Origin of the sequence: Bradyrhizobium niftali (assembly GCF_004571025.1) — a bacterium.
GTDB classification, from domain to species: Bacteria; Pseudomonadota; Alphaproteobacteria; order Rhizobiales; family Xanthobacteraceae; genus Bradyrhizobium; species Bradyrhizobium niftali.
This window is the reverse complement of sequence record NZ_SPQT01000003.1, coordinates 18952-41131: the sequence shown is the minus strand read 5'-3', so window position 1 is coordinate 41131 and position 22180 is coordinate 18952. Positions and strand designations below refer to the sequence as shown.

The window sequence follows — 22180 nt, the reverse complement described above, 5'->3', positions numbered from 1 at the left end:
CGACGCGCCGTGCCCACCTTCGTTGTTGCGCTAGATCATGGTGGGCTGATCTGGTCTCCTTAAAGCTCTTGATTGATTTGCAGGGAATATATCATGAGCAATGGTTACGAAGACTCGCTGTCGATGGACGCACTCAACGATCGCATCGCGATCCTCGAGGACAATATCCGGCAGCTCATCGAGCAGGCCGCGGCCGCATCCGGCGAGCAGAACGAGTCGCGCATCGCCGACCGGATCAGCCAGCAGAACGAAGAACTCGACCGGCTCCTGAAGATCCGCGAATCCCGCGAGAAGAAATAGCGGCCGATATTGCCGTGCGGCGCATGCGGCCATACGCCGGCCGCCCTTGCGCGCGCGACACCGCTGCCGTTAGCTGGACCGAAATCGCGGGCCGCGCTTTGCGCCCGCGCAATCGGGAGCGAACCAATGGGGCCGCTGAAGGGCATCAAGGTCGTCGACATGACCACCGTGCTGATGGGGCCCTACGCGACCCAGATGCTCGGCGACTACGGTGCCGACGTGATCAAGGTGGAGTCGCTGGACGGCGACGTCACCCGCCTGATCGGCCCGATGCGCCACGCCGGCATGGGCCCGGTGTTTCTCAACACCAACCGCAGCAAGCGTTCGATCTGCCTCGATCTGAAGAAGCCTTCGGGGCGTGATGCCGTGCTGCGGCTGCTGAGGGATGCCGACGTTCTCGTCTACAACGTCCGTCCGCAGGCGATGGCGCGGCTTCAGCTCGGCTATGACGTCGTCTCCGCGATCAACCCGCGCCTCGTCTATGCCGGTGTGTTCGGCTTCGGCCAGGACGGGCCCTATGCCGCCAAGCCCGCTTATGACGATCTGATCCAGGGCGCCACCGCGCTCCCCGCCTTGATGGCGCAGACCGGTGACGGCACCCCGCGCTATGTACCGAACGCGCTGGTCGACCGCATCGTCGGCCTCACCGCCGTCGGCGCGATCTGCGCCAGCCTCGTGCACCGCGACCGCACCGGGCGCGGCCAGCGCGTCGACATCCCGATGTTCGAGACCATGGCCGGCTTCGTCATGGGCGACCACATGGGCGGGCTCACCTTTGAGCCGCCGCTCGACAAGGGCGGCTATGCCCGCCACCTCTCGCGCGACCGCAGGCCCTACAAGACCTCGGACGGCTATCTCAGCGTCATCGTCTACAACGACAAGCAGTGGGAGAACTTCTTCAAGGCCACGGGCCGCGACGATCTGCGCGCCGACCCCAAATTCGCGACCTTCGCCGGCCGCGCCGGCAATATCGACGTCGTCTATGCCGAGCTCGCCCGCATCTTCGAGACGCGCACGACAGCCGAATGGATCGACCTGCTGACGAAAGCCGATGTGCCGGTCATGCCGATGCACGACCTCGCCTCGATGCTGCACGACGAGCATCTGGAGGCGACCAATTTCTTCCCGGTCGTGAACCATCCGACTGAAGGACCGATCCGCAGCATGAAGGTGACGGCGAGCTGGTCGGAGACCGAGGCCGAGCCTATCAGGCTTGCACCACGTCTCAACGAGCACGGCGCGGAGATCCTGAAGGAGATCGGCTATTCCGCGGACGAGATCGCCGCCTTGGTGCGCGATGGCGTGACGCGTGCAGCGCCGGAATAGGGGGAAGGGATGACGATGATTCTCCCATCCGTCATTCCGGGGCGATGCGTAAGCATCGAACCCGGAATCTCGAGATTCCGGGTTCGGTCCTTCGGACCGCCCCGGAATGACGAGGAGGAGAGAACATGAGCTTCATCACCGGCGTCGGCCTCACGCCGTACGGCAAGCACGAAGGCTCATCCTCGCTCGACCTGATGAGCAAAGCGGCGCAAGCCGCGCTCGACGACGCCGGGCTGAAGCGTTCGGACATCGACGGCGTCCTCTGCGGCTATTCCACCGTGTCGCCGCACATCATGCTGGCGACCGTTTTCGCCGAGCATTTCGGCATCCGCCCGAGCTACGCCCATGCCGTGCAGGTCGGCGGCGCCACGGGGCTGGCGATGACGATGCTCGCCCATCACCTCGTCGAAGCCGGCGTCGCGCGCAACGTGCTCGTCGTCGCCGGCGAGAACCGCCTCACCGGACAGAGCCGCGATGCCTCGATCCAGGCGCTGGCGCAGGTCGGCCATCCCGATTACGAGGTGCCGCTGGGCCCGACCATTCCCGCCTATTACGGCCTCGTTGCCAGCAGGTACATGCACGAATATGGCGTGACCGAAGAGGACCTTGCCGAGTTCGCGGTGCTGATGCGCGCCCACGCCTGCACCCATCCGGGCGCGCAATTCCGCGATCCCATCACGGTTGCCGACGTCATGGCCTCGAAGCCGGTCGCGATGCCGCTCAAACTGCTCGATTGCTGCCCGGTGTCGGACGGCGGCGCGGCCTTCGTCATCAGCCGCGAGCGGACGGGCGAGGCCGGTGTGCGCATCCGCGGCTGCGCCCAGGCCCACACCCATCAGCATGTCACGGCCGCGCCCGGCTTGAGCGAGCTCGGCGCCGAGATCTCGATCGCGCGCGCCAGGGAGGCCACCGGCCTTGCGATCTCCGACGTGCGCTACGCCGCGATCTACGACAGTTTTACCATCACCCTCGCGATGCTGCTGGAGGACCTCGGCCTCGCCGGCCGCGGTGAGGCGGCGGCCCGCGTGCGATCAGGCCATTTCGGCCGCGCCGGCGCGATGCCGCTCAACACCCATGGCGGTCTGCTCAGCTACGGCCATTGCGGCGTCGGCGGCGCGATGGCGCATCTGGTCGAGGCGCATTTGCAGATGACGGAGCGGGCGGCGAACCGCCAGGTACGCGATGCCTCGATCGCGCTCTTGCACGGCGACGGCGGCGTGCTGTCGTCCCATGTCAGCATGTTCCTGGAGCGGGTGCGATGAGTGAGCGTCTAGCCGACTGGACCAAGGGCGAAGGGGCCATCACCTACCAGACCTGCACGTCATGCGGTCACGTGCAGTATTTCCATCGCGCCTTCTGCGCGGCCTGCGGTGCGTCCGGCCCGTCCGAGCATCGCGCCAGCGGCAAGGGCAGGGTCTATGCGACCTCGCTGGTCTGCCGCGCCGCGACGCCCGAGACGCGCGCGCACGTGCCCTACAACATCCTGCTGGTCGATTGCGCCGAGGGTTTTCGCATGATGGCCCATGGCGAGAACGACCTCGCCATCGGCGACGAGGTCGATGCGGGCTTCAAGCCGTTCGCCGGGAAGCTCGTGCCGTTCTTCACCAGGAGCAGGTAGCGGGATTTCGTCATTCGGGGGCGGTCCGAAAGACCGAGCCTGGAACGGGTATTCTGAGCCTGGCCTGTGCGAGGGCCACCCCGGAACGACGAAAACTCTTACAACGCTTACAACTCTTACTAGCGCCCGTAGAACAAGATGCTGGCGATGACGAGCATCGCCGTCACCGCCAGCATATGCGCGAGCGCTCCCGAGGCCGCCCCCTTGGTGGCTTCCTTCATGCCTTTATCTCCCTAGACTTGGGCGTGACTCATCGCTGCGCGGCTAGCGCACCCGACGGCCAATTGTTTTTACTCGGAACACCCCTTGCGAGTATCCGCCGCGATTTGTCCCCACGCGGCGAATATCGACTGTGCCAAGGTCGATCAGCAATGCGGCGGGATTTTGACTCGATGATGTTGCTCTTGCGGTTGCGCAGCACAGGGTTTGCGGAAACTTTCTTCAACCGCGAAAAGTTTCACCGGACCTTCTTGGGAGCATTCGCGGGCGCCTTGGTCGTGGCCATCGATTTGGCATTCGAAGCCTCCATTAGCGCATCCCTGATGTTGGTGAGGTGGCGCGTCATGGCGAGGCTCGCCTTGCGTGGGTTCCTCGCTTGAACGGCTTCGAAGATGGCCTCGTGATCCCTGCGCCACATCGGGCGGTAATCCTCCATGCGCATATGGTTGTGAATTTCCTGCCAGATGCCGGACTCGGTTTGCGCGCGCCACAAGGAGTCGCTGATCGACACCAGCGTGCCGTTCCCCGTCGCTTCGGCCAACACGATGTGGAAACGGTGGTCCGACGTGTCGGCCTCGCGTCCCTGCGCATGTTCCCAGCGCATCATGGCGAGCGCTTCGGCGAGCTGCGCGAAGGTGGCTTCGGTGCCGCGCTGCGCCGCGATCGCCGCGATCTGCGGCTCGATGAGCTGGCGCGCTTCCAGATTCTCGAACGGCCCGAAACCTTCGAGCACATGCACGTCAGGCGCTTCCTGGCGACTGATCACGTAGACGCCGCTGTTGCTGCGCACCTTCAGCATGCCGGCCATCGCCAGCGACAGGATGGCCTCGCGCACCGTCGGCCGCGACACGCCAAAGGTCTTCGCGAGATCGCGCTCTGCCGGCAGGCGCTGGCCGATCCGGTAATTCGCCTGGATCATCGCAGCAATGCGCCGGGCGACGATCTCGAAGCTGCGTTCAGGCTTGGACGGGGGATCGTGCAACATCTTCGTGCTCATCAGCTCTTTATTTCAGTTTGACAAGCCGCCGCACGAAAGCCAAGCTGGTCAGACCAATTTGGACTGACCAGTTTCGCGCGACCGGGGGTTGGGAATGCTCCGTCGGCGGGACGATGGAGGCTGCGCGCGTGTTCGACAGCAAGCCCAATTCAGCCGAGGCGCGTGACATCGCGTTCCATCTGCACTCGCAGACCAACCCACAGCGTCATGCAGAAATCGGACCGCTGATCATGGCGCGCGGCGAGGGCGTCCATGTCTATGACGCGAGCGGCAAGCGTTATCTCGAAGCGATGGCCGGGCTCTGGTGCACCTCGCTCGGCTTTTCCGAGACGCGGCTCAAGGCGGCAGCAGCGGCGGCCTACGACAAGTTCGGCTTCTATCACAGCTTCAATCACAAGACGCCTGACAACACGATCGAGCTCGCCGAGAAGCTGGTCGAAATCTCGCCGATCCCGGATGCGCAGGCTTATTTCGCCACCTCCGGCTCGGAAGCCACCGAGACGATGGTGAAGCTCGCCTGGGTGTATCACGCGGTTCACGGCAAGCCCGGCAAGCGGAAGATCATCGCCCGCGATCGCGGTTTCCATGGCTCGACAATCGTTGCGGCTTCGATGTGCGGCCTGCCGCGCATGCACCGTGAATTCGGCCTCCCGCTCGACGGTTTCCTGCACACGCATTGCCCGGATGCCTATCGCGGCACCAGGCCGGGCGAGAGCGAACCGGCGTTCGTCGATCGCCTCGCCGCCGATCTCGAAGCGCTGATCGTGGACGAGGGGCCCGACACGATCGCAGCCTTCATCGCCGAGCCGATCAACGCCGGCGGCGGCATCGTCGTGCCGCCGAAGGGATATTTCGCTGCGATCGAGGCCGTGCTGCGCCGTCACGACATCCTGGTGCTTGGCGACGAGGTGGTCTGCGGCTTCGGCCGCACCGGCAACTGGTTCGGCTGCGAGACGGTCGGCATGAAGCCGGACATGGTGGCGCTCGCCAAGGGCATCACCTCGTCCTACTTCCCGATGTCAGCCGTGTTGCTGGGACGTCCGATCCGGGAAGCGCTCAGCGAGATGAACAAGGGCGGCGAGCTGTTCGGCCACGGTTTCACCAATTCCGGGCACCCGGTCGGCGCGGCCATCGCGCTCGAGACATTGAAGATCTATCACGAGATGGATGTGGTCCCGCATGTCCGCCGCATGGGCGGCCGGCTCCGCGCCGGGCTGGAACAGATCGCGCGGGATTCGCGCATCGTCGGCCAGGTGCGGGGCGAGGGATTGATGATCGGGGTCGAACTGGTCGCCGACCTCGCGACGCGGCAGGCCTTCGATCCCGCGCTGAAGGTCGGCGCGATGTTCGACGCCCTCGCGATCGAGAATGGCCTGATCATCCGCGCGATGGGCGACACGATCGGGTTCTGTCCGCCGCTGGTCATCGACGAAGCCGGAATCGACGAGGCGCTCGACCTTTTCGGGCGGACCTTGTTCAGCGCCGAAGCGAAGCTTGCCGAGAAACGTCCATCTGCGTAACGCCTTGAGGAGACCATAGCATGCGCCGTCGAGACCTGCTCCGATCCACACTGGGCGCCGGTCTCGGCGTCGCCTTGGGCTCGACTTTGCCGATGCCGCGGCTGGCCCGCGCGCAAGCCTCGCGCGTGCTGCGCTTCGTGCCGCAGGCCGATGCCGCAATTCTCGATCCGATGATCACCACCGGACTGGTCAACCGGAACCACGGCTTCCTGATCTGGGACACCCTCTACGGCGTCGATGAAAAATTCGAGGTTCAGCCGCAGATGGTCGCCGGCCATGCCGTCGAGAACGACGGCAAGCTCTGGACGATGACGTTGCGGGATGGCTTGAAATTCCATGACGGTGAACCCGTGCGCGGACGCGACGTGGTGGCGAGCCTGAAACGCTGGGCCTCGCGCGATGCTTTCGGCAATTCACTCTTCAATTTGGTGGACGAAGTCTCGGCGCCTGATGACAAGACCGTGCGCTGGCGTCTGAAGTCACCGTTTCCGCTGCTGCCGTTAGCGCTCGGCAAAGTGGGCGCCATCGTCGCCTTCATCATGCCGGAACGTCTTGCGCAGACGGACAGCGTCACGCCGGTCAAGGAGCTGATCGGCTCGGGTCCGTTCAAGTTCCAGGCCGATCAGCACGTGCCCGGCGCGCGTCTGGTCTACACGCGTTTCGACGGCTACGTGCCGCGCCCCGAGGGGACGCCGAGCCTGCTCGCCGGTCCGAAGATCGCGCATTTCGACCGGGTCGAGTGGCAGGTCATCCCGGACCCCGCGACGGCGGCGGCCGCGCTTCAGCAGGGCGAGATCGACTGGTGGGATCAGCCCATCGTCGACTTGTTGCCGAAGCTGAAGGGCAACAAGGCGCTGAATGTCGAGCTGCTCGACCCGATCGGCAATGTCGGCGTGCTGCGTTTCAACCACACGCAGCCGCCCTTCGACAACCCGGCCATCCGCCGCGCGGTGCTCTCCGCCATCAGCCAGAAGGAATTCATGTCCGCGGTTGCGGGAGAGGACAGCAGTCTCTGGCGGGACAAGATCGGCTTCTTCGCGCCCGGCGGCAACATGGCGAACGATGTCGGCATGGACGCGCTGACTGGCCCCCGGGATATCGCCGCCGCGGCCAAGGCGATCAAGGACGCCGGCTACAAGGGTGAGAAAGTGCTGTTGATGGCGCCGGGCGATTTCCCTGTCATCGGGCAGATGAGCGAAGTCGCGGCCGATCTGTTCCGCAAGCTCGGTTTCAATCTCGACTACGCGGCGATGGACTGGGGCTCGATGCTGCGGCGCATGGGCAACCGCGAGACGCCGGACAAGGGCGGATACAGCGCCTTCTGCACCTATTCCGCGGGTGTCACGCAGCTGAATCCTTCGGCGCATAACTTCATCCGCGGCAGCGGTGACAAGGCGACCTTCGGCTGGGCGAAGAGCGAGAAGCTGGAACAGCTGCGGGATGCCTGGTTCGCCGCTCCCGATGCCGCCGCGCAGGCCAGGATTGGCGTCGAGATGCAGAAGCAGTGCTTTATCGATGTTCCCTACGTTCCGCTTGGTGTCTTCTATCAGCCGACCGCTTACAAGAAGAGCCTGACGGGCATGCTCAAGGGCCTGCCGTTGTTCTGGAACGTGCGCGGCGCCTGAAGAAGGATTTTCGATGCTTCCGATCACCGGCTATGCGGACCGCTGGAGCGTGCGCTCCGGCGACGACATCAACTTCATGATCGCGGTCAAGGGCGGCAGCCGCTATTCAGCGCGGATCGCCCGCGTCATCTGCGGTGACCCGAACCCGAAGGGGCCCGGTTATCGCGAGATTCCGGTCAAGTGGGACCTCGAAGGCCAGCACGACGGGATCGAGCAGACCATCGCAAAGGGCTCATGGGTCGATGTATCAGCGCTGGCGTTGCCGGTAGGCCCGATCGCTTTTGCCGCGACCGTCTGGCCAACCCTGCTCGCCGCGGGCAGGCAGGCCGTGCTGAACTGGGCGGGCGTCGGCGGCTCGTTGACGCTTGGCGTCGGCGAAAGGGGCGCTTTCGTCCGGCTTGTCTCCGGCCAGGACACCGTCGAGGTCGAGACCGGCATCGCGCTGACAGAGCGGGCGTGGCACGATATCGCGTGCCTGTTCGACCCGGCGACCGGATCTCTGGCGATCGCACAGGCCCCCCGCAAGATCAGGCTCGACCGCGACGAGCGCGCGACGAAAATGCTGAGCGCGCCAAAGGCTGCGCTCGCCGGCATGGGGGCGGCGGCGATCGCGGCGGAGCGCGCAAGCCCGGGCGCAGTCCACCATTTCAACGGCAAGATCGAACGGCCGCGCATCACCGATGGCGCTGCGGGCCTTGACGGCGTCATCGCCGCGCAAGGCTCCCGAGCTGCGGCCCCGGCCATCGCCGAATGGGATTTTTCCATCGGCATTCCGACCGACATTGCGACCGATATCGGTCCTTCCAACGCGCACGGTGTTTGCATCAATTTGCCGACGCGCGCGATGACGGGATCGCGCTGGACAGGCGGCGTGACGCATCGCTGGACGGAGGAGCCGAAGCTCTGGGGCGCGATCCATTTCCACGACGACGATATCGGTGATTCCGGCTGGCAGCCGTCGCTGAGCTTCACCGTGCCGGAAGACTGGAAGAGCGGCGTCTATGCGCTGCACCTCGAAAAGGACGGAGCGCGCGACAACATCGTCTTCTATGTCCGCGCCAGGATACCGGGGTCGCAGGCCAAGGTGGCGTTCCTCGCCCCGACCTTCAGTTACACGGTCTATAGCCAGTTTCAGAAGAAGGGCAGGCAAGCCCTGATCACGGAGCGGTCGCTGGCCTGGGGCGCGCTGGCGCAGGCGCCGGACGGCCATCCCGAATACGGCGTCTCGCCCTACAATTTCCATTCGGACGGCAGCGGCGTGGTGATGTCGACCATGCGCCGGCCGCTGATCGACAAGCGCGTGAACCAGATCCATCTGGTCGATCCCAGCGATTACGGGTCCGGCCTCTACTGGATCTCCGCCGACAGCGCCATCACCGATCTTCTGACCCGCAAGGGCATCGACTTCGAAGTCATCACCGATCACGACGTTCATGCGGAAGGTGTCGGGCTGCTGTCGCAATACAGCGTCGTGCTCACCGGCCAGCATCCGGAATATCACACGCACGAGACGCTCGACGCGCTCAGTGCCTATCTCGGCAATGGCGGCCGCTTCATGTATCTCGGCGGCAACGGCTTCTACTGGAAAGTCGTGCCACACGGGACGGGCCCCTGGGCTTTCGAATTGCGACGCGCCGAGGGCGGCATCCGTCTCTGGGAAACGCTGCCCGGCGAGAGCTATCATGCTTTCGACGGCTCCTATGGCGGCCTCTGGCGACGGCTCGGCCGCCCGCCGCAGGCGCTGGTCGGCGTCGGCTTCAGTACGCAAGGGGAGTACATGGGCTTCCCCTACACCTTCCTCGACGGCATTCTCGATCCCCGCGTCGCATTCATGCGCGAGGGTATCGAGGATTTGGCAAGGCCGGGCGCCAAGCTCGGCGAGCGCGGCTTCATGGGCGGTGGCGCCGCAGGCCACGAGCTCGACCGCGCCGACACGCGCCTCGGCACGCCGCATCATGCGATCATCATCGGCCGGGCCGTGCTTACCGATCCGACCTATCAGCCGGTCAACGAGGAGCGCTACGACCATACCTGGCCGGCGTCGCGCGAGGAGATCATCCGTTCCGACCTGACCTTCTTCGAGACGCCGAATGGCGGCGCGGTCTTTTCCGTCGGCTCGATGAATTTCATCGGTGCGTTGCCGGTTGACGGCTACAACAACGTGGCGGCCCTGCTGGTGACCAATATCGTCCGCCGCTTCGCTGATTCCACGCCGTTTCAGGCGCCGAAACCTTCGACTGCGTAGCGATGCGTGATGATGTTGCGCTTGCGTCAGCGCAAGATTAGTCTTGGGAACTCCTAAAAACGACAACAAGACCAAGACCCAAGGTGACTGATGGCCCGTATCAACTACAGCGACCCGTCCAAGGCGTCCGATCGCACCCGCGAAATCCTCGACAAGAACCGCCACGCCAACATCTTCCGGATGATGTCGCATTCGCCGAGCTATTTTGAGCAGTACTGCCGGCTCGGCGGGGCCATCCGCCACAAGGGCGAGCTCGATCCGGTCGTACGCGAGCTCGCCATCACGCGCACCGGCATCTTGTGCGAGGCGCCCTATGAGATCGTTGCCCACAAACGCATCGGCAAGAATGTCGGCGTCACCGACGAGCAGAACGCGGCGCTGGAGAATTGGCAGGCGGCAAACTGTTTCAATGAGGTGCAACGCGCCGCGCTCGCCTTCACCGACGAGATCGTCAAGCTGAACAAGCCGACGGATGCGACCTTCAAGGCGATCGCATCGAAGCTGACGCCGGCCGCGCTGGTCGAGCTGCAGCTCTCGGTCGGCTTCTACATCATGACGTCGAAATTCCTGGAGACGTTCGAGATCGATCTTCAGCCGGTCACGGAAGTGGTGGGCTGATCCAAAACCGCGGCGAGGGATGCCGATGACGATCGATGAATACGCGGCCTGGGCCGCGAGCGTTGCGAAGGTCGACGAGCATCCGTCGAACGAGCGGCTGTCCTATCTCGGGCTCGGCCTCGCCGGTGAATCGGGCGAGGTCGCCGATCACATCAAGAAGCTGCTGCGCGATGACTGGCTCGATCAGGCGGGCCTCGTCGATGAGCTTGGCGACGTCATCTATTACTGGGCCTGCCTGTGCGCGGCGACCGGCCAGAAGCCATCCGAACTGCTGAAAGCAAGCGCGGCCAAGATCAATCGGCGACTGAGCGAGGCGGCGAGCCGCTAAGCGCGTATCGGCGAACTCACGTCGACGTCAGGATGTCCACCTTGGCATTGGCGACGATCAGACGGTCGGCGAGCAGCTGCGCCAGGTTGCGCATGATGCGCTCGGAGGCCCGCGGATGCTGCTCGCGGAAGCGCTCGAAATCCTTCAGCGGGGCTTCGAAGGCCGTCGCCGCCATGTCCGCGAACACGTCGGCGGAACGGGTCTGCTCCAGCAGGGCCATCTCGCCGAACGCCATGCCGGCGGTCAGCGTCGCCAGCCGCACGCCGTCAGGCAGCGTGACATGCACCGCGCCGCTACGCAGGAAGAACAGGGCGTCGGCGGGCTCGCCCGTGGTGAGGATCTTTGCGCCGGACTGATAGGTCCTGATGGTGCAGATCGCGCCAAGCTCCTTCAGCTCTTCCGCGCTCAGTCCGTCGAGCAGCGGCTGCTCGGCAAGCTCGGTGGTCTCGTGAAAATCGATCGAGCCGCCATGGCGGTAGACGATCTGGTCTTCGGCCCATTCGATCGCGGTGTCGAGCAGGTAGAAGTCGCGGACGTTCTTCAGCTCCGCGGTCCATTCCCGCAAGCTGTTCCACTCCTTGGAGGCACGCCTGACCCCTGATAGCACCACCGTGACGTTCAGCGCGGCGAGCTCCTCGAAAGCCTCGGCCACGAGCCGCGCGCCGGCGCGCGTGGTGGAGGTGACGCGGTGGAGGTCGAAGATCACGAATTGCGGCCGTGGCCGTCCCGCGAGCCGCCGCGACACGTAGTCGACCGCCGACAGCGACAGCGTGCCGACCAGCTCGATGATCCGCACCTCCTGCTCATGCGCCGCCAGAATCTCGCGCTCCTGCAGACGGCGGACGCGGCGGGACGGGCTCTTGCCGATGTCGTAGTCGGCGATGACGGCGTTGCGCGCGTCGTCGCTGCGATTGAGCATGTGCAGATCGTAATGCGAGGACAGCGCCTCGCAGACCTTGATGCCGCGCACGCTGTTGCCGTGCTTGTCGAGTTTTGGCGAATAGCTGCCGAGCCCGAGCCGGGCGGGGAGCGCCGCCAGAATGCCGCCGCCGACGCCGCTCTTGGCGGGAATGCCGATGCGGTAGATCCATTCGCCGGCATAATCGTACATGCCCGAGGACGTCATCACCGACAGCGTGCGCGAGATCGCGTAAGCGCTCATCACCTGCTCGCCGGTGACCGGATTGATGCCGCGATTGGCGAGCGTTGCCGCCATCACCGCAATGTCGCGCGCCGTGACCAGCACGGCGCATTGCCGGAAATAGACGTCCAGCACGGCGGCGACGTTGTCCGAGATCACCGCATTGGTCTTCAGGAGATAGCCGATGGCGCGGTTGCGGTCGCCGGTCTGGCTTTCGGAGGTGTAGACGGCCTCGTCCACGGCGAGATCACGTCCCGCAAAACGGCTGAGCGCAAGGCGGATCTGCTCGAAGGCCTCCGCGCCCTTGCTGTCGTAGATCAGTCCGGTGCAGGCGATCGCGCCGGCATTGACCATCGGGTTGAATGGATGGTTGTCGGAATTGAGCCGGATCGAGTTGAAGGGATCGCCCGACGGCTCGACGCCGATCGCGCTCTCGACGCGGCCGGCGCCCAAGAGATCCAGCGCCAGCGCGAACACGAACGGCTTCGACATCGACTGGATCGTGAAGGGCACCCTGGAGTCGCCGACCTCGTAGACATGGCCATCGAGCGTGGCGAGGCTGATGCCAAAATAGGCAGGGTCGGCCTTGCTCAGCTCGGGAATGTAGTCGGCCACGGCGCCGGACGTTTCGGCGGAGAATTCGTTGAGGCAGGTGTCGAGAAACCGCAGCAAAGGCGGCTTCGAGCGGGTCCAGGCGGAGGCGGGCGGCGGTGTCATCGCCCCCTTGTGCAACGCAATCAGGGCACGCGCAACCCGTCCGGTATCGGCCCCTGCCGTCGGATCAACAGAAGCGCGATCGAGATCGTTGGCGCGAGGATCGCAAGGCCCAGCATGGTGACCTGAATCTGCGACAGCGGCATGATCCCGCCGCCGGGAGTGGCCACCACGAAGCCGCCGATCACCAGCAGCACGCGGATCGGCCATTCCAGCGCGCCGGCGCCGCGGAGGTCGCCGGCGAAGGGCTGATAGCCCTGGATGCCGCCGCAGATGAACAGCGTGCCGAACGCGGCCAGCGCCATCAGGCCGAGACCGGCGAGATAGGGGCTCGGCCCTTGCAGCACCAGCGCCGGATTGAGCACGAAGAAGAACGGGATGAAGTAGATGATGCTGCCGACCCACATCGATTCCCAGCCCGTCTTCATCGCCGGCGAGCCGGCGATGCCCGCGGCGGCGAAGGAGGCGATCGCGACCGGCGGCGTGATCGACGACAGCATGCCCCAGTAGAAGATGAACATGTGCACCGCCATCCTGTTCAGCCCGAGCTTCTCCAGCGCGGGCGCGACCAGGATGGCGAGGAAGATGTAGCAGGCCGTCGTGGTCAGCCCGAGGCCGAGAATGAGGCTGGTGAGGGCGCACATGCCGAGCAGCAGGAAGGGATTGTCGCCGGCAATATGCAGGAGGTCGTTGGCGAGGCTCGACACCACGCCGGTCATCGAGAATGCGCCGATCAGCAGGCCACAGCCGGCGAGGATGCCGACCAGCTCGACGAAGGTGCGTCCGTTGACCTCCAGGAACTTGCCGATCGTGCCGAGTGTCCAGCGCGTGTCCCTGGAGAAGAGCTGGTTGAGCACCAGCAGCAGCGCGGTGGCGTAGAACGGCGCGTGGCTCTCGCGCTTGAAGTAGAGCAGCATCACGATCAGGAGCGCGATGACGAAGACGTAGTACCAGCCGTCCTTGATCGTATCCATGATCCGCGGCAGCTCGGCGCGCGGAATGCCCTTCAGCTTGTGGCGCGCCGCATAGGCATCGACCTGCATGAACAGGCCAATGTAGTAGAGCGCGGCTGGAATGATCGCGGCGATCGCGACGTCGGCGTAGCTGACATTGAGGAACTGCGCGATCACGAAGGCGGTCGCGCCCATCACCGGCGGGGCCAGCACCGCGCCCGTGGAGGCGCAGGCCTCGATCGCGCCGGCATAGGAGGCGCGAAAGCCGCTCTTCTTCATCACGGGGATGGTCATGGTGCCCGCGGTGAGCACGTTGGAGATGATCGAGCCCGACATCATGCCGAGCAGGCCGCTGGCAAAGATGCAGACCTTCGCCGCGCCGCCGCGGAACGTGCCGCACAGCGCGAAGGCGAGGTTGATGAAGAACTTTCCGGCCCCCGTCATCATCAGCGCGGTGCCGAACACGAGGAAGCCGATCACGGTGTCGGCGAAGGCCTGGATGGGAATGCCGAGCAGGCTCTCGCCCGACAGCACGTGATAGGCGGTGGCCTGCTCCAGCGTCGATTGCGTGCCGCGGAACGGACCCAACCAGCCGGATTCGGCGAACAGCGGATAGACGGTGAAGGGAAACACGCTCAAGAGCAGGCTCCAGCCGCCGGTGCGGCGCAGCGCCTCCATCAGCATCACCCACATCACGAGGCCCGCGGCGATCACGGTGTTCGGCGCGCCGCCGAATTCCCATCCGGCCTCCGCCGCCTTGCGCACGTTCGACATCAGGAGCAGCGCGGCCGCGAAGGTCACGACGAAGAAGACGAGGTCATACCAGGGAATGCGGTCGAGCGGCGCGCGCTCGGTCCCCGGGAAGATCAGGAAGGTGAAGGGCAGCATCAAGGCGATCAGGAGATAGAAATACTCCGTGTTGAGCTGGGTGTAGCCGATGAAGAACCGCAGCGAGAACTGCTGGTTGATGCAGAGCAGGATGGTCGCCGCGGTCGCGGCCACCAGTATCCAGCGCCAGGCGCCGTGCAGCGTGCGGACGCGCGTCACCTCCGCCTCCTGCATGTTGGCGGCGGCGCCGTGCGGATCGTCGAACACGACCCGCTTGGCCTCGTCCTTGGGGCCGGTGGAAACTGAAGCAGACATGATCGACCCCGTGCGCGGGCTGTAAAGCGCTGTAGACTAGTCCTCGAACCCGTTCGGCATGTCGGCCTTGGCCAGCGCCGTGGCGCGTGCCTTCATCCAGCCGTCGAGGAATGCCTTGTCGTCCGTAGGCGGATTGGACTTGCCGAACTCCGTCCATGCTGCGCCAAGCACTTCCTGGCGCTTGATCAGCTTGTTGTTGTGCGCGTCCTGCGCGTCGCTCCATTGCCCGGCTTCCTTCAGCGCCTTCACCGCGCCGAGATGCACCGGCACCACCCAGTTCTTGGTCTGCCGGTCGGCGGCGAGACCGCCCGCGCCGGGCGCGGAGTCCTTGTAGGCGTCGTAATTCACAACCATCGCCTTGGTGATGGCGTAGACCTGGTCGGCCGGTTGCGAGGCGTAGGTCACGAAGATCGGGTAGGGGTAGTTGCCGAGCTCGATCGGCTTGTCCGGCGAGATGCCGGCGCCGCAGGTCGCAAGTTGCGGGAAGAAGAACGAGCCGACCTTCTGCATCCGCGCCCAGCCCTCCTTGTCCTTGGCCGGCAGCGGAGGCCAGATCAGGCCGCGCGGCGACGTCTCGGCCTCCTTGGCGGGGCCGGTGATGGTGGTGCCGAAGGCGGCGTCGGTGTCGTTGTTGATCAGTCCCTTCCACATCGCGCCGTAGCTGGCGAACTCGACCACCTTGACGTCCTTCTGCGACAGCCCGGCGAAGGCAAGCACCGCGAGCGAGTTCTGGTTCAGCGCCGGCGAGCCCACGACGAAACCGACGCGCTTGCCTTTCAGGTCTTTCAGATCTTTCACACCGGTATCGGCGGCGACGCCAAGCGAACCGCAATTGCAATCGACGCTCGAGAGCAGGATCTGGAGCGGCTGCGGGCCCCATTCTTTCGCGCCGAACTCGAACACGCCTTCCTGCGCGAAATAGGTGCCCGATCCCATCGCCGCCGATACGGCACGTTTGGCGCGCAGCGGCGCAAGCCGCGCGACGTCGTTGCCTGCGGGGAGCACGCGCACGTCGGTGCCGTATTTGTCCTTCATCATCTTGCCGACGCCGACCGCGATGTTGAAGCCGGCGGTGCCGGTGTCATAGGCGGTAAACGTCAAGGTCGCCGGTAGCTTGACGTCTTCGGCGAACGAATAGCGTGTAGACGCAAAAGAAATGCCCGCAACCAAGGCAGGCGCGAGCACGAGCAGCCCACGAAGCATGTTTCCCTCCAACGATCATCGCGTTTGTCGCGAAGATTTTCTTACTTTGTTTGAAACAGATTTTGTTTGAAACAGATCATGTCATCCGTATCAGGCGATGGCAACGCCGTACCGCGGATACGAAGCGGGTCTGACAGATTGTCGCGGACCACTGACGGCGATAGCGCATCGCTCGGCCATGGTTCGAGACGCGCCGTGAGCGGCGCTCCTCACCATGAGGATTTGTGATTTGCTGCGAAAACCAGCCTCATTTGAGGAGCCCGCCAAAAGCGGGCGTCTCGAAGGGTGGCAGAGAAAGATTGCGCAACCACGTCAGGCGATGCGCATGCGCTCAACTCGCGACGATCGCGATCGCTTGTCCCTCGGCGACGATGTCGTCGAGCTTCACCAGAAGCGATGTGATCGTGCCGCTCGCGGGCAAAGGCACGGGTATCTCCATCTTCATCGCCTCGACCACCACAACGTCGTCGCCATCCGCGACGGTTCCTCCAACTTGCACGGGAGTTGCGCAGACGCGTCCCGCGACTTCGGTGACGATCTTAATTTCTGGCATGCCATCGCCTTTTTGTTGTGGTCGCAAAATGCCTGAGGTAGCTTCTTCTGCAAGCGGAATTTAATTCCGCAGAGCGGAACAACTGGTAGGGATCATGGGACGACGTTCGGAGCGGTTGAGTAGACAAGGTGCGCTCGCTGGCGAAGCCGGTGAGGGTGATGTCATCCAGGTGGTGTCGCGCGCGTTCGACGTGTTGCGATGCTTCGAGGGCCACGATAGCAGGCTCGGCAATCTCGAGATTTCAAATCGCTGCGGCCTGCCGCGCTCGACCGTGTCGCGGCTCACGCACACGCTGACGCGCATGGGCCAGCTCGTCTATCTGCCGCGCGATCAGAAATATCGCATCGGTCCGAGCGCGGTGGCGATGAGCGCCTCGATGATGAAGGGCGCGCAGCTGCGCAGCATGATCCGCCAGCGGCTCCAGGAAGTCGCAGAGCAATTGCCTGGTACGGTCGGCTTCGTCGTCCCCGATCGCTTCCATCTCGTCTATCTCCAATTCGCGCGATCGGCGACCGCGCTTGGCCTGCATGAAGGCACCGGCAGCCGCATCTCGATGGCCTCGACCGCCGCAGGCGCGGCCTACACCGCGGCGCTGGCGCCCGAGATCGGCGATGCCTTCATTGCGGACATGGAGCGCGAAGCTCCCGAGGCGGCCAAGATCCTGAAGCCCCGCATCGAGGCCAACCGTCAGTCGCTGCGCGAGCGCGGCTATGTCGTGGCCTGCGGTCTGTGGAGCCCGCACATCAATGGTCTCGCGGTGCCGATCTGGTCGCCGCAGTACCAGACCTTCGTCGTCATCACGATCGGCCTTCTGTCCGCGATGTATGACGAGCAGCGGCTGCATGCCGAAGTCGCGCCGCTGATGCTTGCGCTCGGCCGCTCGCTCGGCAGCCTGATGGAAGGCGCTGAAGGCGATGTCTTCAACAACCGTATCCCGCGTAAGCCGGTCGCAATGGCCGTGCACAACAATAACAAGCCGATCAATTCGGAGGGAGTGAATGAACTGGAAGCCGGAACTCGACGAGCTCGCCCGGCGCGAAGCCTTCGCGCGGGAGATGGGCGGCGTTGACAAGGTCAAGCGACAGCATGACCAGGGCCGGCTGACTGTTCGGGAGCGCATCGACAAGCTGATCGACAAAGGCAGCTTTCACGAGATCGGTGCCGTCTCCGGCATCGGTGAGTACGATTCCAGCGGCGAGTTGCAGAAATTGACGCCGGCGAACTGCGTGTTCGGCCGCGCGCGCGTCGACGGCCGCACCGTGGTCGTCGTCGGCGACGATTTCACCGTGCGCGGCGGCTCGGCGGATGCCTCGATCTCGGCCAAGCCCTTGATGGCGGAGGAGATGGCGCACGACTTCCGTCTGCCCATCGTCCGCATCATCGAAGGCTCCGGCGGCGGCGGCTCGGTCAAGACCATCGAGACCAAGGGCGCGGCGAACCTGCCGGGCGGCATCGGCGGAACGCGCTGGTATCGCTTCACGACGGAAAACCTGTCGCGCGTACCCGTGGTCGCGCTCGGCCTCGGCTCGGTTGCGGGTCTTGGTGCCGCGCGCCTCGCCGCCAGCCACTATTCCATCATGACCCGGAAGTCGGCGATGTTCGTCGCGGGGCCGCCGGTGGTGAAGGCGCTGGGGCAGGACCTCTCGAAGGAGGAGCTCGGCGGCGCCGACATCCAGACCCGCGCCGGTGCGGTCGATCATGCCGTCGACAGCGAGGAAGAGGCGTTCGCCTGCGCGCGGCGTTTCCTGTCCTATCTGCCGCCGTCGGTCTACGAGCTGCCGCCGACCTTGCCCTGCACCGACAATCCCGAGCGCACCGAAGAAGCGCTGATGAACGCGGTGCCGCGCAACCGCAAGCAGGTCTACAAGATGCGGCCGATCATCGAGCAGGTCGTCGACAAGGGCTCGTTCTTCGAGGTCGCGAAGAATTTCGGCAAGCCTGTTATCGTCGGCCTCGCACGGCTCGAGGGCAGGGCGGTGCTGCTGCTCGCCAGCGACAGTTTTCACTATGGCGGCTCGTGGACGGCGGATGCCTGCCAGAAGGTGGTGCGCTGGGTCGATTTCGCGGAAACCTTCCATCTGCCCGTCGTCTATCTCATGGACTGCCCCGGCTTCATGATCGGCCTCGATGCCGAGAAGGCGGCGACCATCCGCCACGGCGTCCGCGCCATGGCCGCGGTCAACCAGACCACCGTGCCCTGGTGCACGGTGATCCTGCGCAACGCCTTTGGTGTGGCCGGCGTGGTGCATCAGCCGGCCGACCGCTTCTCGATCCGCTACGCCTGGCCGTCGGCCTATTGGGGTTCGCTGCCGCTCGAAGGCGGCATCGAAGCGGCCTACCGCGCCGACATCGATGCGGCCGAGGACAAGGCGGCGAAGCTGAGGGAGATCGAGGAGCGGCTGAACAAGCTGCGCTCGCCGTTCCGCTCGGCCGAGAAGTTCTGGGTCGAGGAGATTATCGACCCGCGCAGGACAAGGTCCTTGCTCTGCGAGTTCGCGCGGCTGGCCGAGCCGCTCCGCAAGGCCGGACCTCCCGGAAACATGACGATCAGGCCGTAACGGCGACCGTCATCGCGAGCCGACGGGTCCGCGCGAGGCGCGGCCCGACGACGGGCTCCGCGAGGCAGCCCAGAATCCGCGGACGGTCCGGACAAGATCCGGGACCCGGCGCGAGCGTTTGCGCTCCATCGCCCGCCCGGGACGGGGCTCCGCGAAGGTTCGGGATTACCGGCTCGCCCCGAATTCGTGACCCGACCGGGCTCATCCTCGATGATCTCGTTTAAGCGGTGTTAATGATGCTTTCTCAATATGAGACATCTCATTGGTGCGGTCCCTGTTTATAGGGTTCCCGTAAGCGTTGATTAAGATGGCTGTCGCCATATTTCGCCCGTGACGATCGGGTGGCCGGCGGCAAGGCCCTGCCTATCTCCTCCCGTCACCGGTGTTTTGGAAAATTTCTTCGCCGCAACGACGGCAACCAGGGTGAAGGCATGCTCGGCCGCGTAGTGCTTCGTTTCGCGAGAGACCGGAAGGCCAACGTCGCCATCATCTTCGCGCTCACGATGATTCCCATCATCTTTCTGCTGGGCATGGCGCTCGACTATACGCTGGCCCTGCGCAAGCGGGAGCAATTGAACGCGGCTGCCGACGCGGCCGCGGTCGCGGCCGTGAGGCCCGCGATGCTGACGCAGACCGACACCACCGTCGTCAAGGCGACCGCGGAAGCCGTATTCGCAGCGAAGGCGAATCTTCCCGGGCTGTCCGTGACGCCGACACCGACGGTCACTGTCACCGATTCCGGTCTCGCGCGGACCATCACGGTTTCCTACGTCGCGCAGTCCATCAACAATTTCCCCGGCGTTCTCGGCAAGGCGACCTGGCAGGTCGCCGGTTCCGCGACGGCGAAGGCGTCCAGCGCGCCCAACATGAACTTCTATCTGTTGCTGGACGACTCTCCGTCGATGGCGATCGCGGCGACCCAGACCGACATCGACAACATGATCGCCGCGACGAAGAGTCAGCCGTCATACGCGGCGAATTGCGCGTTCGCTTGTCACGAGGCGCATCCCAACAACGCGGCTCCAAGCTCTACGAACAAGGACAATCTCACCATCGCCCGTGCGAAGAACGTCACGCTGCGCATCGATCTCGTGACCAATGCCGTTACGCAACTGATGGTCGGACCCTGGACGTGCCCGCAGTCGGGTGTGTCGGGCGGCGTCATGCAGTGCATGTCGGCGCTCAATAACACGACTTACAATGCTGCCATCTACACCTTCGACTACGCCCTGAACACGATCCAGACACTGACCACGCCGACCGCCGCCGGCACCAAGATCTCCAACATTCAGCTCCTGACGGTCGATCACCAGAATTGCCCCATTCTCAACAGCAAGGGCGCCTGCGTCTACACCACCGACTACGGCACGGATATTTCGGGCGGCCTCACGGGGGTCAACGCCGTGATGCCTGCGCCGGGCACCGGCACCAACCAGTCGGGCGATACACCGCAGGAAGTGGTCTTCCTCGTCACTGACGGCGTCGAGGACAAGCTCATCCCGAAGACGGGGGGCGCCTGCGACGCCAATGCCACCTATGCGCTTCCGTCTGCCAACTCGACGACCTTGCGATGCCAGCAACCGCTCGACACGACGGTCTGCACGACGATCAAGAACCGCGGCATTCGCATCGCGGTCCTCTACACCGAGTATCTGCCACTGCCGACCGAAAGCTGGTACAACACGCGCATCGCGCAGTTCAACAGCCCGTCCTCGTCGACCGGCACGATCGCAACGCGGCTGCAATCCTGCGCATCGCCCGGCCTGTATGCGAGCGTGCAGACGGGCGGCGACATTTCCGCGGCTCTGACCAACCTCTTCATCAAGGTTGCGTCCAGCACAGCCAGCCTCGTGCAGTAGAGAGCGCGTCATGACCGGACCGGACGTAGCAACCACAAAGAGACGCCGCAATCGCTGCGGCGCCTTCGCTCGAGATAAATCAGGAGCCACGGCCGTCGAATTCGCGCTCGTTGCCGCACCGTTCCTCGCCCTCATCATCGCGCTCATTCAGACGTTCCTCGTTTTCTTCGCCCAGCAACTGCTCGAATCCGTCGTGCGCCAATCGGCGCGCCTCGTCATGACGGGACAGGTTCAGTCCGCGCAGATGACGAAGGACGTGTTCAAGCAGAAGGTCTGCGACCAGGTCGTGATCCTGTTCAACTGCAGCGGCCTGATGGTCGACATGCAGGTGGCAACGTCGTGGTCCGCCGCCGATACGGGCATTCCGGCCTTGACCTTCGATGGCAATGGAGGGGTCACGAACACCTGGCAGTACGATCCCGGCAATTCCGGCGACGTCGTCGTTCTCCGGGTGATGTACCAATGGCCGGTGTTCCTCGGGCCGCTCGGTTTCAATCTCTCGAATCTTTCCAACGGCAACCGGCTGATCATGTCGTCCGCCGCGTTCCAGAACGAGCCAGGAGCTACCTGATGATCGCCGTCCTGTCGTCTTGCGTACGGCACCTGCGAACCGACGCTCGCGGCGTTGCAGCGACGGAGTTCGCCATCGTCGCCCCGTTCATGCTTCTGCTCTATATCGGCGGCGTCGAGCTGGGAAACGGGCTCGCCATGAACGTCAAGGTCAGCGCGACCGCGCACAGTGTCGCCGACATGGTTTCGCAGAACACGCAGGTGAGCGCGGATCGCATGCAAGCGATTCTTGGTGCCGCGACGGCAATCATGGCGCCTTATGCCGTCAAGAATGGCAGCACCTCCCTGATGACGATCACGGTCTCTGGAGTCTCGACCGACAGCAACGGCAATGCGACGGTGCAATGGAGCACGTCGACGAGCTCGTCGGGGGCGAGAACCGTGGGTCAGCAGATGCCCTTGTCCCAGTTCACCGCGACCAATCCGAGCAATCCCAACAACGCCAACATCTCGCTCATCCTGAGCGAAGTGTCCTATGACTACACGCCCAACCTCGGCTACACGATCGCCGGCACCGTCAAGTTGACCGACAGCTACTACCTGTTCCCGCGCTGCTCGACGAACAGCCCGGCCACGTCGAGCTTTCCATATTACGACGTGAAGTATTCCTCGACGATGACGACGACGTGCACATGCGTTCAGCATCTGCAGCAGAAGACCTGCTAGCTGAGCAAAGCGGCGGCGGTTAAC

General features: G+C 64.5%; 19 protein-coding genes. 14 read left to right on the top strand and 5 right to left on the bottom strand.

Translation table 11 applies throughout. The features are described 5' to 3' along the window. Positions 1 to 93: 93 nt before the first annotated feature. The 4 genes from E4K65_RS08915 to E4K65_RS08900 all read left to right on the top strand — a co-directional run bounded on the left by E4K65_RS08915 (position 94) and on the right by E4K65_RS08900 (position 3244). Positions 94 to 300: a hypothetical protein gene (locus E4K65_RS08915; protein ID WP_027543142.1), complete on the top strand. Its 207-nt coding sequence runs from the start codon at positions 94 to 96 to the stop codon at positions 298 to 300. A 126-nt stretch (positions 301 to 426) separates the two neighbouring features. Next, positions 427 to 1626, top strand: a complete 1200-nt coding sequence (locus tag E4K65_RS08910; protein WP_135173832.1) for a CaiB/BaiF CoA transferase family protein — start codon at positions 427 to 429, stop codon at positions 1624 to 1626. Between the two features lie 125 nt (positions 1627 to 1751). Further along, the gene (locus tag E4K65_RS08905; RefSeq protein WP_135173831.1) at positions 1752 to 2888 is read left to right on the top strand and encodes a thiolase family protein; all 1137 of its coding nucleotides are present in this window, start codon (positions 1752 to 1754) and stop codon (positions 2886 to 2888) included. Next, positions 2885 to 3244, top strand: coding sequence for a Zn-ribbon domain-containing OB-fold protein (locus tag E4K65_RS08900; RefSeq protein WP_135173830.1), 360 nt, complete (start codon positions 2885 to 2887; stop codon positions 3242 to 3244). Before E4K65_RS08905 ends, E4K65_RS08900 begins: the two co-directional genes overlap by 4 nt. A 457-nt stretch (positions 3245 to 3701) precedes the next feature. Here the strand turns inward: E4K65_RS08900 and E4K65_RS08895 are convergent, their stop codons facing one another. Further along, positions 3702 to 4448 (bottom strand): FadR/GntR family transcriptional regulator, encoded by a 747-nt coding sequence (locus tag E4K65_RS08895; protein WP_235885536.1) that lies wholly within the window; start codon positions 4446 to 4448, stop codon positions 3702 to 3704. 125 nt (positions 4449 to 4573) lie between these two features. Between E4K65_RS08895 and E4K65_RS08890 the strand changes: the two genes are divergently transcribed. From E4K65_RS08890 to E4K65_RS08870, 5 genes are all read left to right on the top strand, one after another. After that, positions 4574 to 5980: an aspartate aminotransferase family protein gene (locus E4K65_RS08890; RefSeq protein ID WP_135173828.1), complete on the top strand. Its 1407-nt coding sequence runs from the start codon at positions 4574 to 4576 to the stop codon at positions 5978 to 5980. A 20-nt stretch (positions 5981 to 6000) separates the two neighbouring features. Next, on the top strand, positions 6001 to 7605 hold the full coding sequence (locus E4K65_RS08885; protein WP_135173827.1) for an ABC transporter substrate-binding protein: 1605 nt from the start codon (positions 6001 to 6003) through the stop codon (positions 7603 to 7605). Between the two features lie 13 nt (positions 7606 to 7618). After that, on the top strand, positions 7619 to 9850 hold the full coding sequence (locus E4K65_RS08880; RefSeq protein ID WP_135173826.1) for a N,N-dimethylformamidase beta subunit family domain-containing protein: 2232 nt from the start codon (positions 7619 to 7621) through the stop codon (positions 9848 to 9850). A gap of 90 nt (positions 9851 to 9940) precedes the next feature. Continuing rightward, positions 9941 to 10468: a carboxymuconolactone decarboxylase family protein gene (locus E4K65_RS08875; protein ID WP_135173825.1), complete on the top strand. Its 528-nt coding sequence runs from the start codon at positions 9941 to 9943 to the stop codon at positions 10466 to 10468. A gap of 25 nt (positions 10469 to 10493) precedes the next feature. Continuing rightward, complete coding sequence (locus E4K65_RS08870; protein ID WP_167770661.1) at positions 10494 to 10796, top strand: nucleoside triphosphate pyrophosphohydrolase family protein; 303 nt, start codon at positions 10494 to 10496, stop codon at positions 10794 to 10796. 16 nt (positions 10797 to 10812) lie between these two features. On the opposite strand, the gene glsA is transcribed toward E4K65_RS08870, so the two are convergent. The 4 genes from glsA to E4K65_RS08850 form a co-directional block, all read right to left on the bottom strand. Next, positions 10813 to 12654, bottom strand: coding sequence for a glutaminase A (glsA, locus tag E4K65_RS08865; RefSeq protein ID WP_135173824.1), 1842 nt, complete (start codon positions 12652 to 12654; stop codon positions 10813 to 10815). A 20-nt stretch (positions 12655 to 12674) separates the two neighbouring features. Then, positions 12675 to 14747, bottom strand: coding sequence for a TRAP transporter permease (locus E4K65_RS08860; RefSeq protein ID WP_167770660.1), 2073 nt, complete (start codon positions 14745 to 14747; stop codon positions 12675 to 12677). A gap of 36 nt (positions 14748 to 14783) precedes the next feature. Beyond that, the gene (locus E4K65_RS08855; RefSeq protein ID WP_135173822.1) at positions 14784 to 15950 is read right to left on the bottom strand and encodes a TAXI family TRAP transporter solute-binding subunit; all 1167 of its coding nucleotides are present in this window, start codon (positions 15948 to 15950) and stop codon (positions 14784 to 14786) included. Positions 15951 to 16281: 331 nt separating this feature from the next. Next, complete coding sequence (locus E4K65_RS08850; RefSeq protein WP_135173821.1) at positions 16282 to 16503, bottom strand: biotin/lipoyl-containing protein; 222 nt, start codon at positions 16501 to 16503, stop codon at positions 16282 to 16284. 94 nt (positions 16504 to 16597) lie between these two features. Between E4K65_RS08850 and E4K65_RS08845 the strand changes: the two genes are divergently transcribed. The 5 genes from E4K65_RS08845 to E4K65_RS08825 all read left to right on the top strand — a co-directional run bounded on the left by E4K65_RS08845 (position 16598) and on the right by E4K65_RS08825 (position 22156). Then, a complete protein-coding gene (locus tag E4K65_RS08845) occupies positions 16598 to 17572 on the top strand; it encodes an IclR family transcriptional regulator (protein WP_167770659.1) in 975 nt (324 codons plus the stop codon). Next, entirely contained in the window at positions 17502 to 19061 is a 1560-nt protein-coding gene (locus E4K65_RS08840; RefSeq protein WP_135173819.1) for an acyl-CoA carboxylase subunit beta, read from the top strand. The genes E4K65_RS08845 and E4K65_RS08840 overlap by 71 nt, the downstream gene beginning before the upstream one ends. A gap of 431 nt (positions 19062 to 19492) precedes the next feature. Next, on the top strand, positions 19493 to 20920 hold the full coding sequence (locus E4K65_RS08835) for a TadE/TadG family type IV pilus assembly protein (RefSeq protein ID WP_135173818.1): 1428 nt from the start codon (positions 19493 to 19495) through the stop codon (positions 20918 to 20920). A 10-nt stretch (positions 20921 to 20930) separates the two neighbouring features. Continuing rightward, entirely contained in the window at positions 20931 to 21491 is a 561-nt protein-coding gene (locus E4K65_RS08830) for a TadE/TadG family type IV pilus assembly protein (RefSeq protein WP_135173817.1), read from the top strand. Beyond that, positions 21491 to 22156, top strand: coding sequence for a TadE/TadG family type IV pilus assembly protein (locus tag E4K65_RS08825; protein ID WP_135173816.1), 666 nt, complete (start codon positions 21491 to 21493; stop codon positions 22154 to 22156). Before E4K65_RS08830 ends, E4K65_RS08825 begins: the two co-directional genes overlap by 1 nt. The last annotated feature ends 24 nt before the right edge of the window (positions 22157 to 22180 follow it).

Excerpts from the sequence above, each read along its gene's own strand:
- E4K65_RS08915 (WP_027543142.1), top strand. The coding sequence starts at position 94 with ATGAGCAATGGTTACGAAGACTCGCTGTCGATGGACGCACTCAACGAT.
- E4K65_RS08910 (WP_135173832.1), top strand. The coding sequence starts at position 427 with ATGGGGCCGCTGAAGGGCATCAAGGTCGTCGACATGACCACCGTGCTG.
- E4K65_RS08905 (WP_135173831.1), top strand. The coding sequence starts at position 1,752 with ATGAGCTTCATCACCGGCGTCGGCCTCACGCCGTACGGCAAGCACGAA.
- E4K65_RS08900 (WP_135173830.1), top strand. The coding sequence starts at position 2,885 with ATGAGTGAGCGTCTAGCCGACTGGACCAAGGGCGAAGGGGCCATCACC.
- E4K65_RS08895 (WP_235885536.1), bottom strand. The coding sequence starts at position 4,448 with ATGTTGCACGATCCCCCGTCCAAGCCTGAACGCAGCTTCGAGATCGTC.
- E4K65_RS08890 (WP_135173828.1), top strand. The coding sequence starts at position 4,574 with ATGGAGGCTGCGCGCGTGTTCGACAGCAAGCCCAATTCAGCCGAGGCG.
- E4K65_RS08885 (WP_135173827.1), top strand. The coding sequence starts at position 6,001 with ATGCGCCGTCGAGACCTGCTCCGATCCACACTGGGCGCCGGTCTCGGC.
- E4K65_RS08880 (WP_135173826.1), top strand. The coding sequence starts at position 7,619 with ATGCTTCCGATCACCGGCTATGCGGACCGCTGGAGCGTGCGCTCCGGC.
- E4K65_RS08875 (WP_135173825.1), top strand. The coding sequence starts at position 9,941 with ATGGCCCGTATCAACTACAGCGACCCGTCCAAGGCGTCCGATCGCACC.
- E4K65_RS08870 (WP_167770661.1), top strand. The coding sequence starts at position 10,494 with ATGACGATCGATGAATACGCGGCCTGGGCCGCGAGCGTTGCGAAGGTC.
- glsA (WP_135173824.1), bottom strand. The coding sequence starts at position 12,654 with ATGACACCGCCGCCCGCCTCCGCCTGGACCCGCTCGAAGCCGCCTTTG.
- E4K65_RS08860 (WP_167770660.1), bottom strand. The coding sequence starts at position 14,747 with ATGTCTGCTTCAGTTTCCACCGGCCCCAAGGACGAGGCCAAGCGGGTC.
- E4K65_RS08855 (WP_135173822.1), bottom strand. The coding sequence starts at position 15,950 with ATGCTTCGTGGGCTGCTCGTGCTCGCGCCTGCCTTGGTTGCGGGCATT.
- E4K65_RS08850 (WP_135173821.1), bottom strand. The coding sequence starts at position 16,503 with ATGCCAGAAATTAAGATCGTCACCGAAGTCGCGGGACGCGTCTGCGCA.
- E4K65_RS08845 (WP_167770659.1), top strand. The coding sequence starts at position 16,598 with ATGGGACGACGTTCGGAGCGGTTGAGTAGACAAGGTGCGCTCGCTGGC.
- E4K65_RS08840 (WP_135173819.1), top strand. The coding sequence starts at position 17,502 with ATGAACTGGAAGCCGGAACTCGACGAGCTCGCCCGGCGCGAAGCCTTC.
- E4K65_RS08835 (WP_135173818.1), top strand. The coding sequence starts at position 19,493 with ATGCTCGGCCGCGTAGTGCTTCGTTTCGCGAGAGACCGGAAGGCCAAC.
- E4K65_RS08830 (WP_135173817.1), top strand. The coding sequence starts at position 20,931 with ATGACCGGACCGGACGTAGCAACCACAAAGAGACGCCGCAATCGCTGC.
- E4K65_RS08825 (WP_135173816.1), top strand. The coding sequence starts at position 21,491 with ATGATCGCCGTCCTGTCGTCTTGCGTACGGCACCTGCGAACCGACGCT.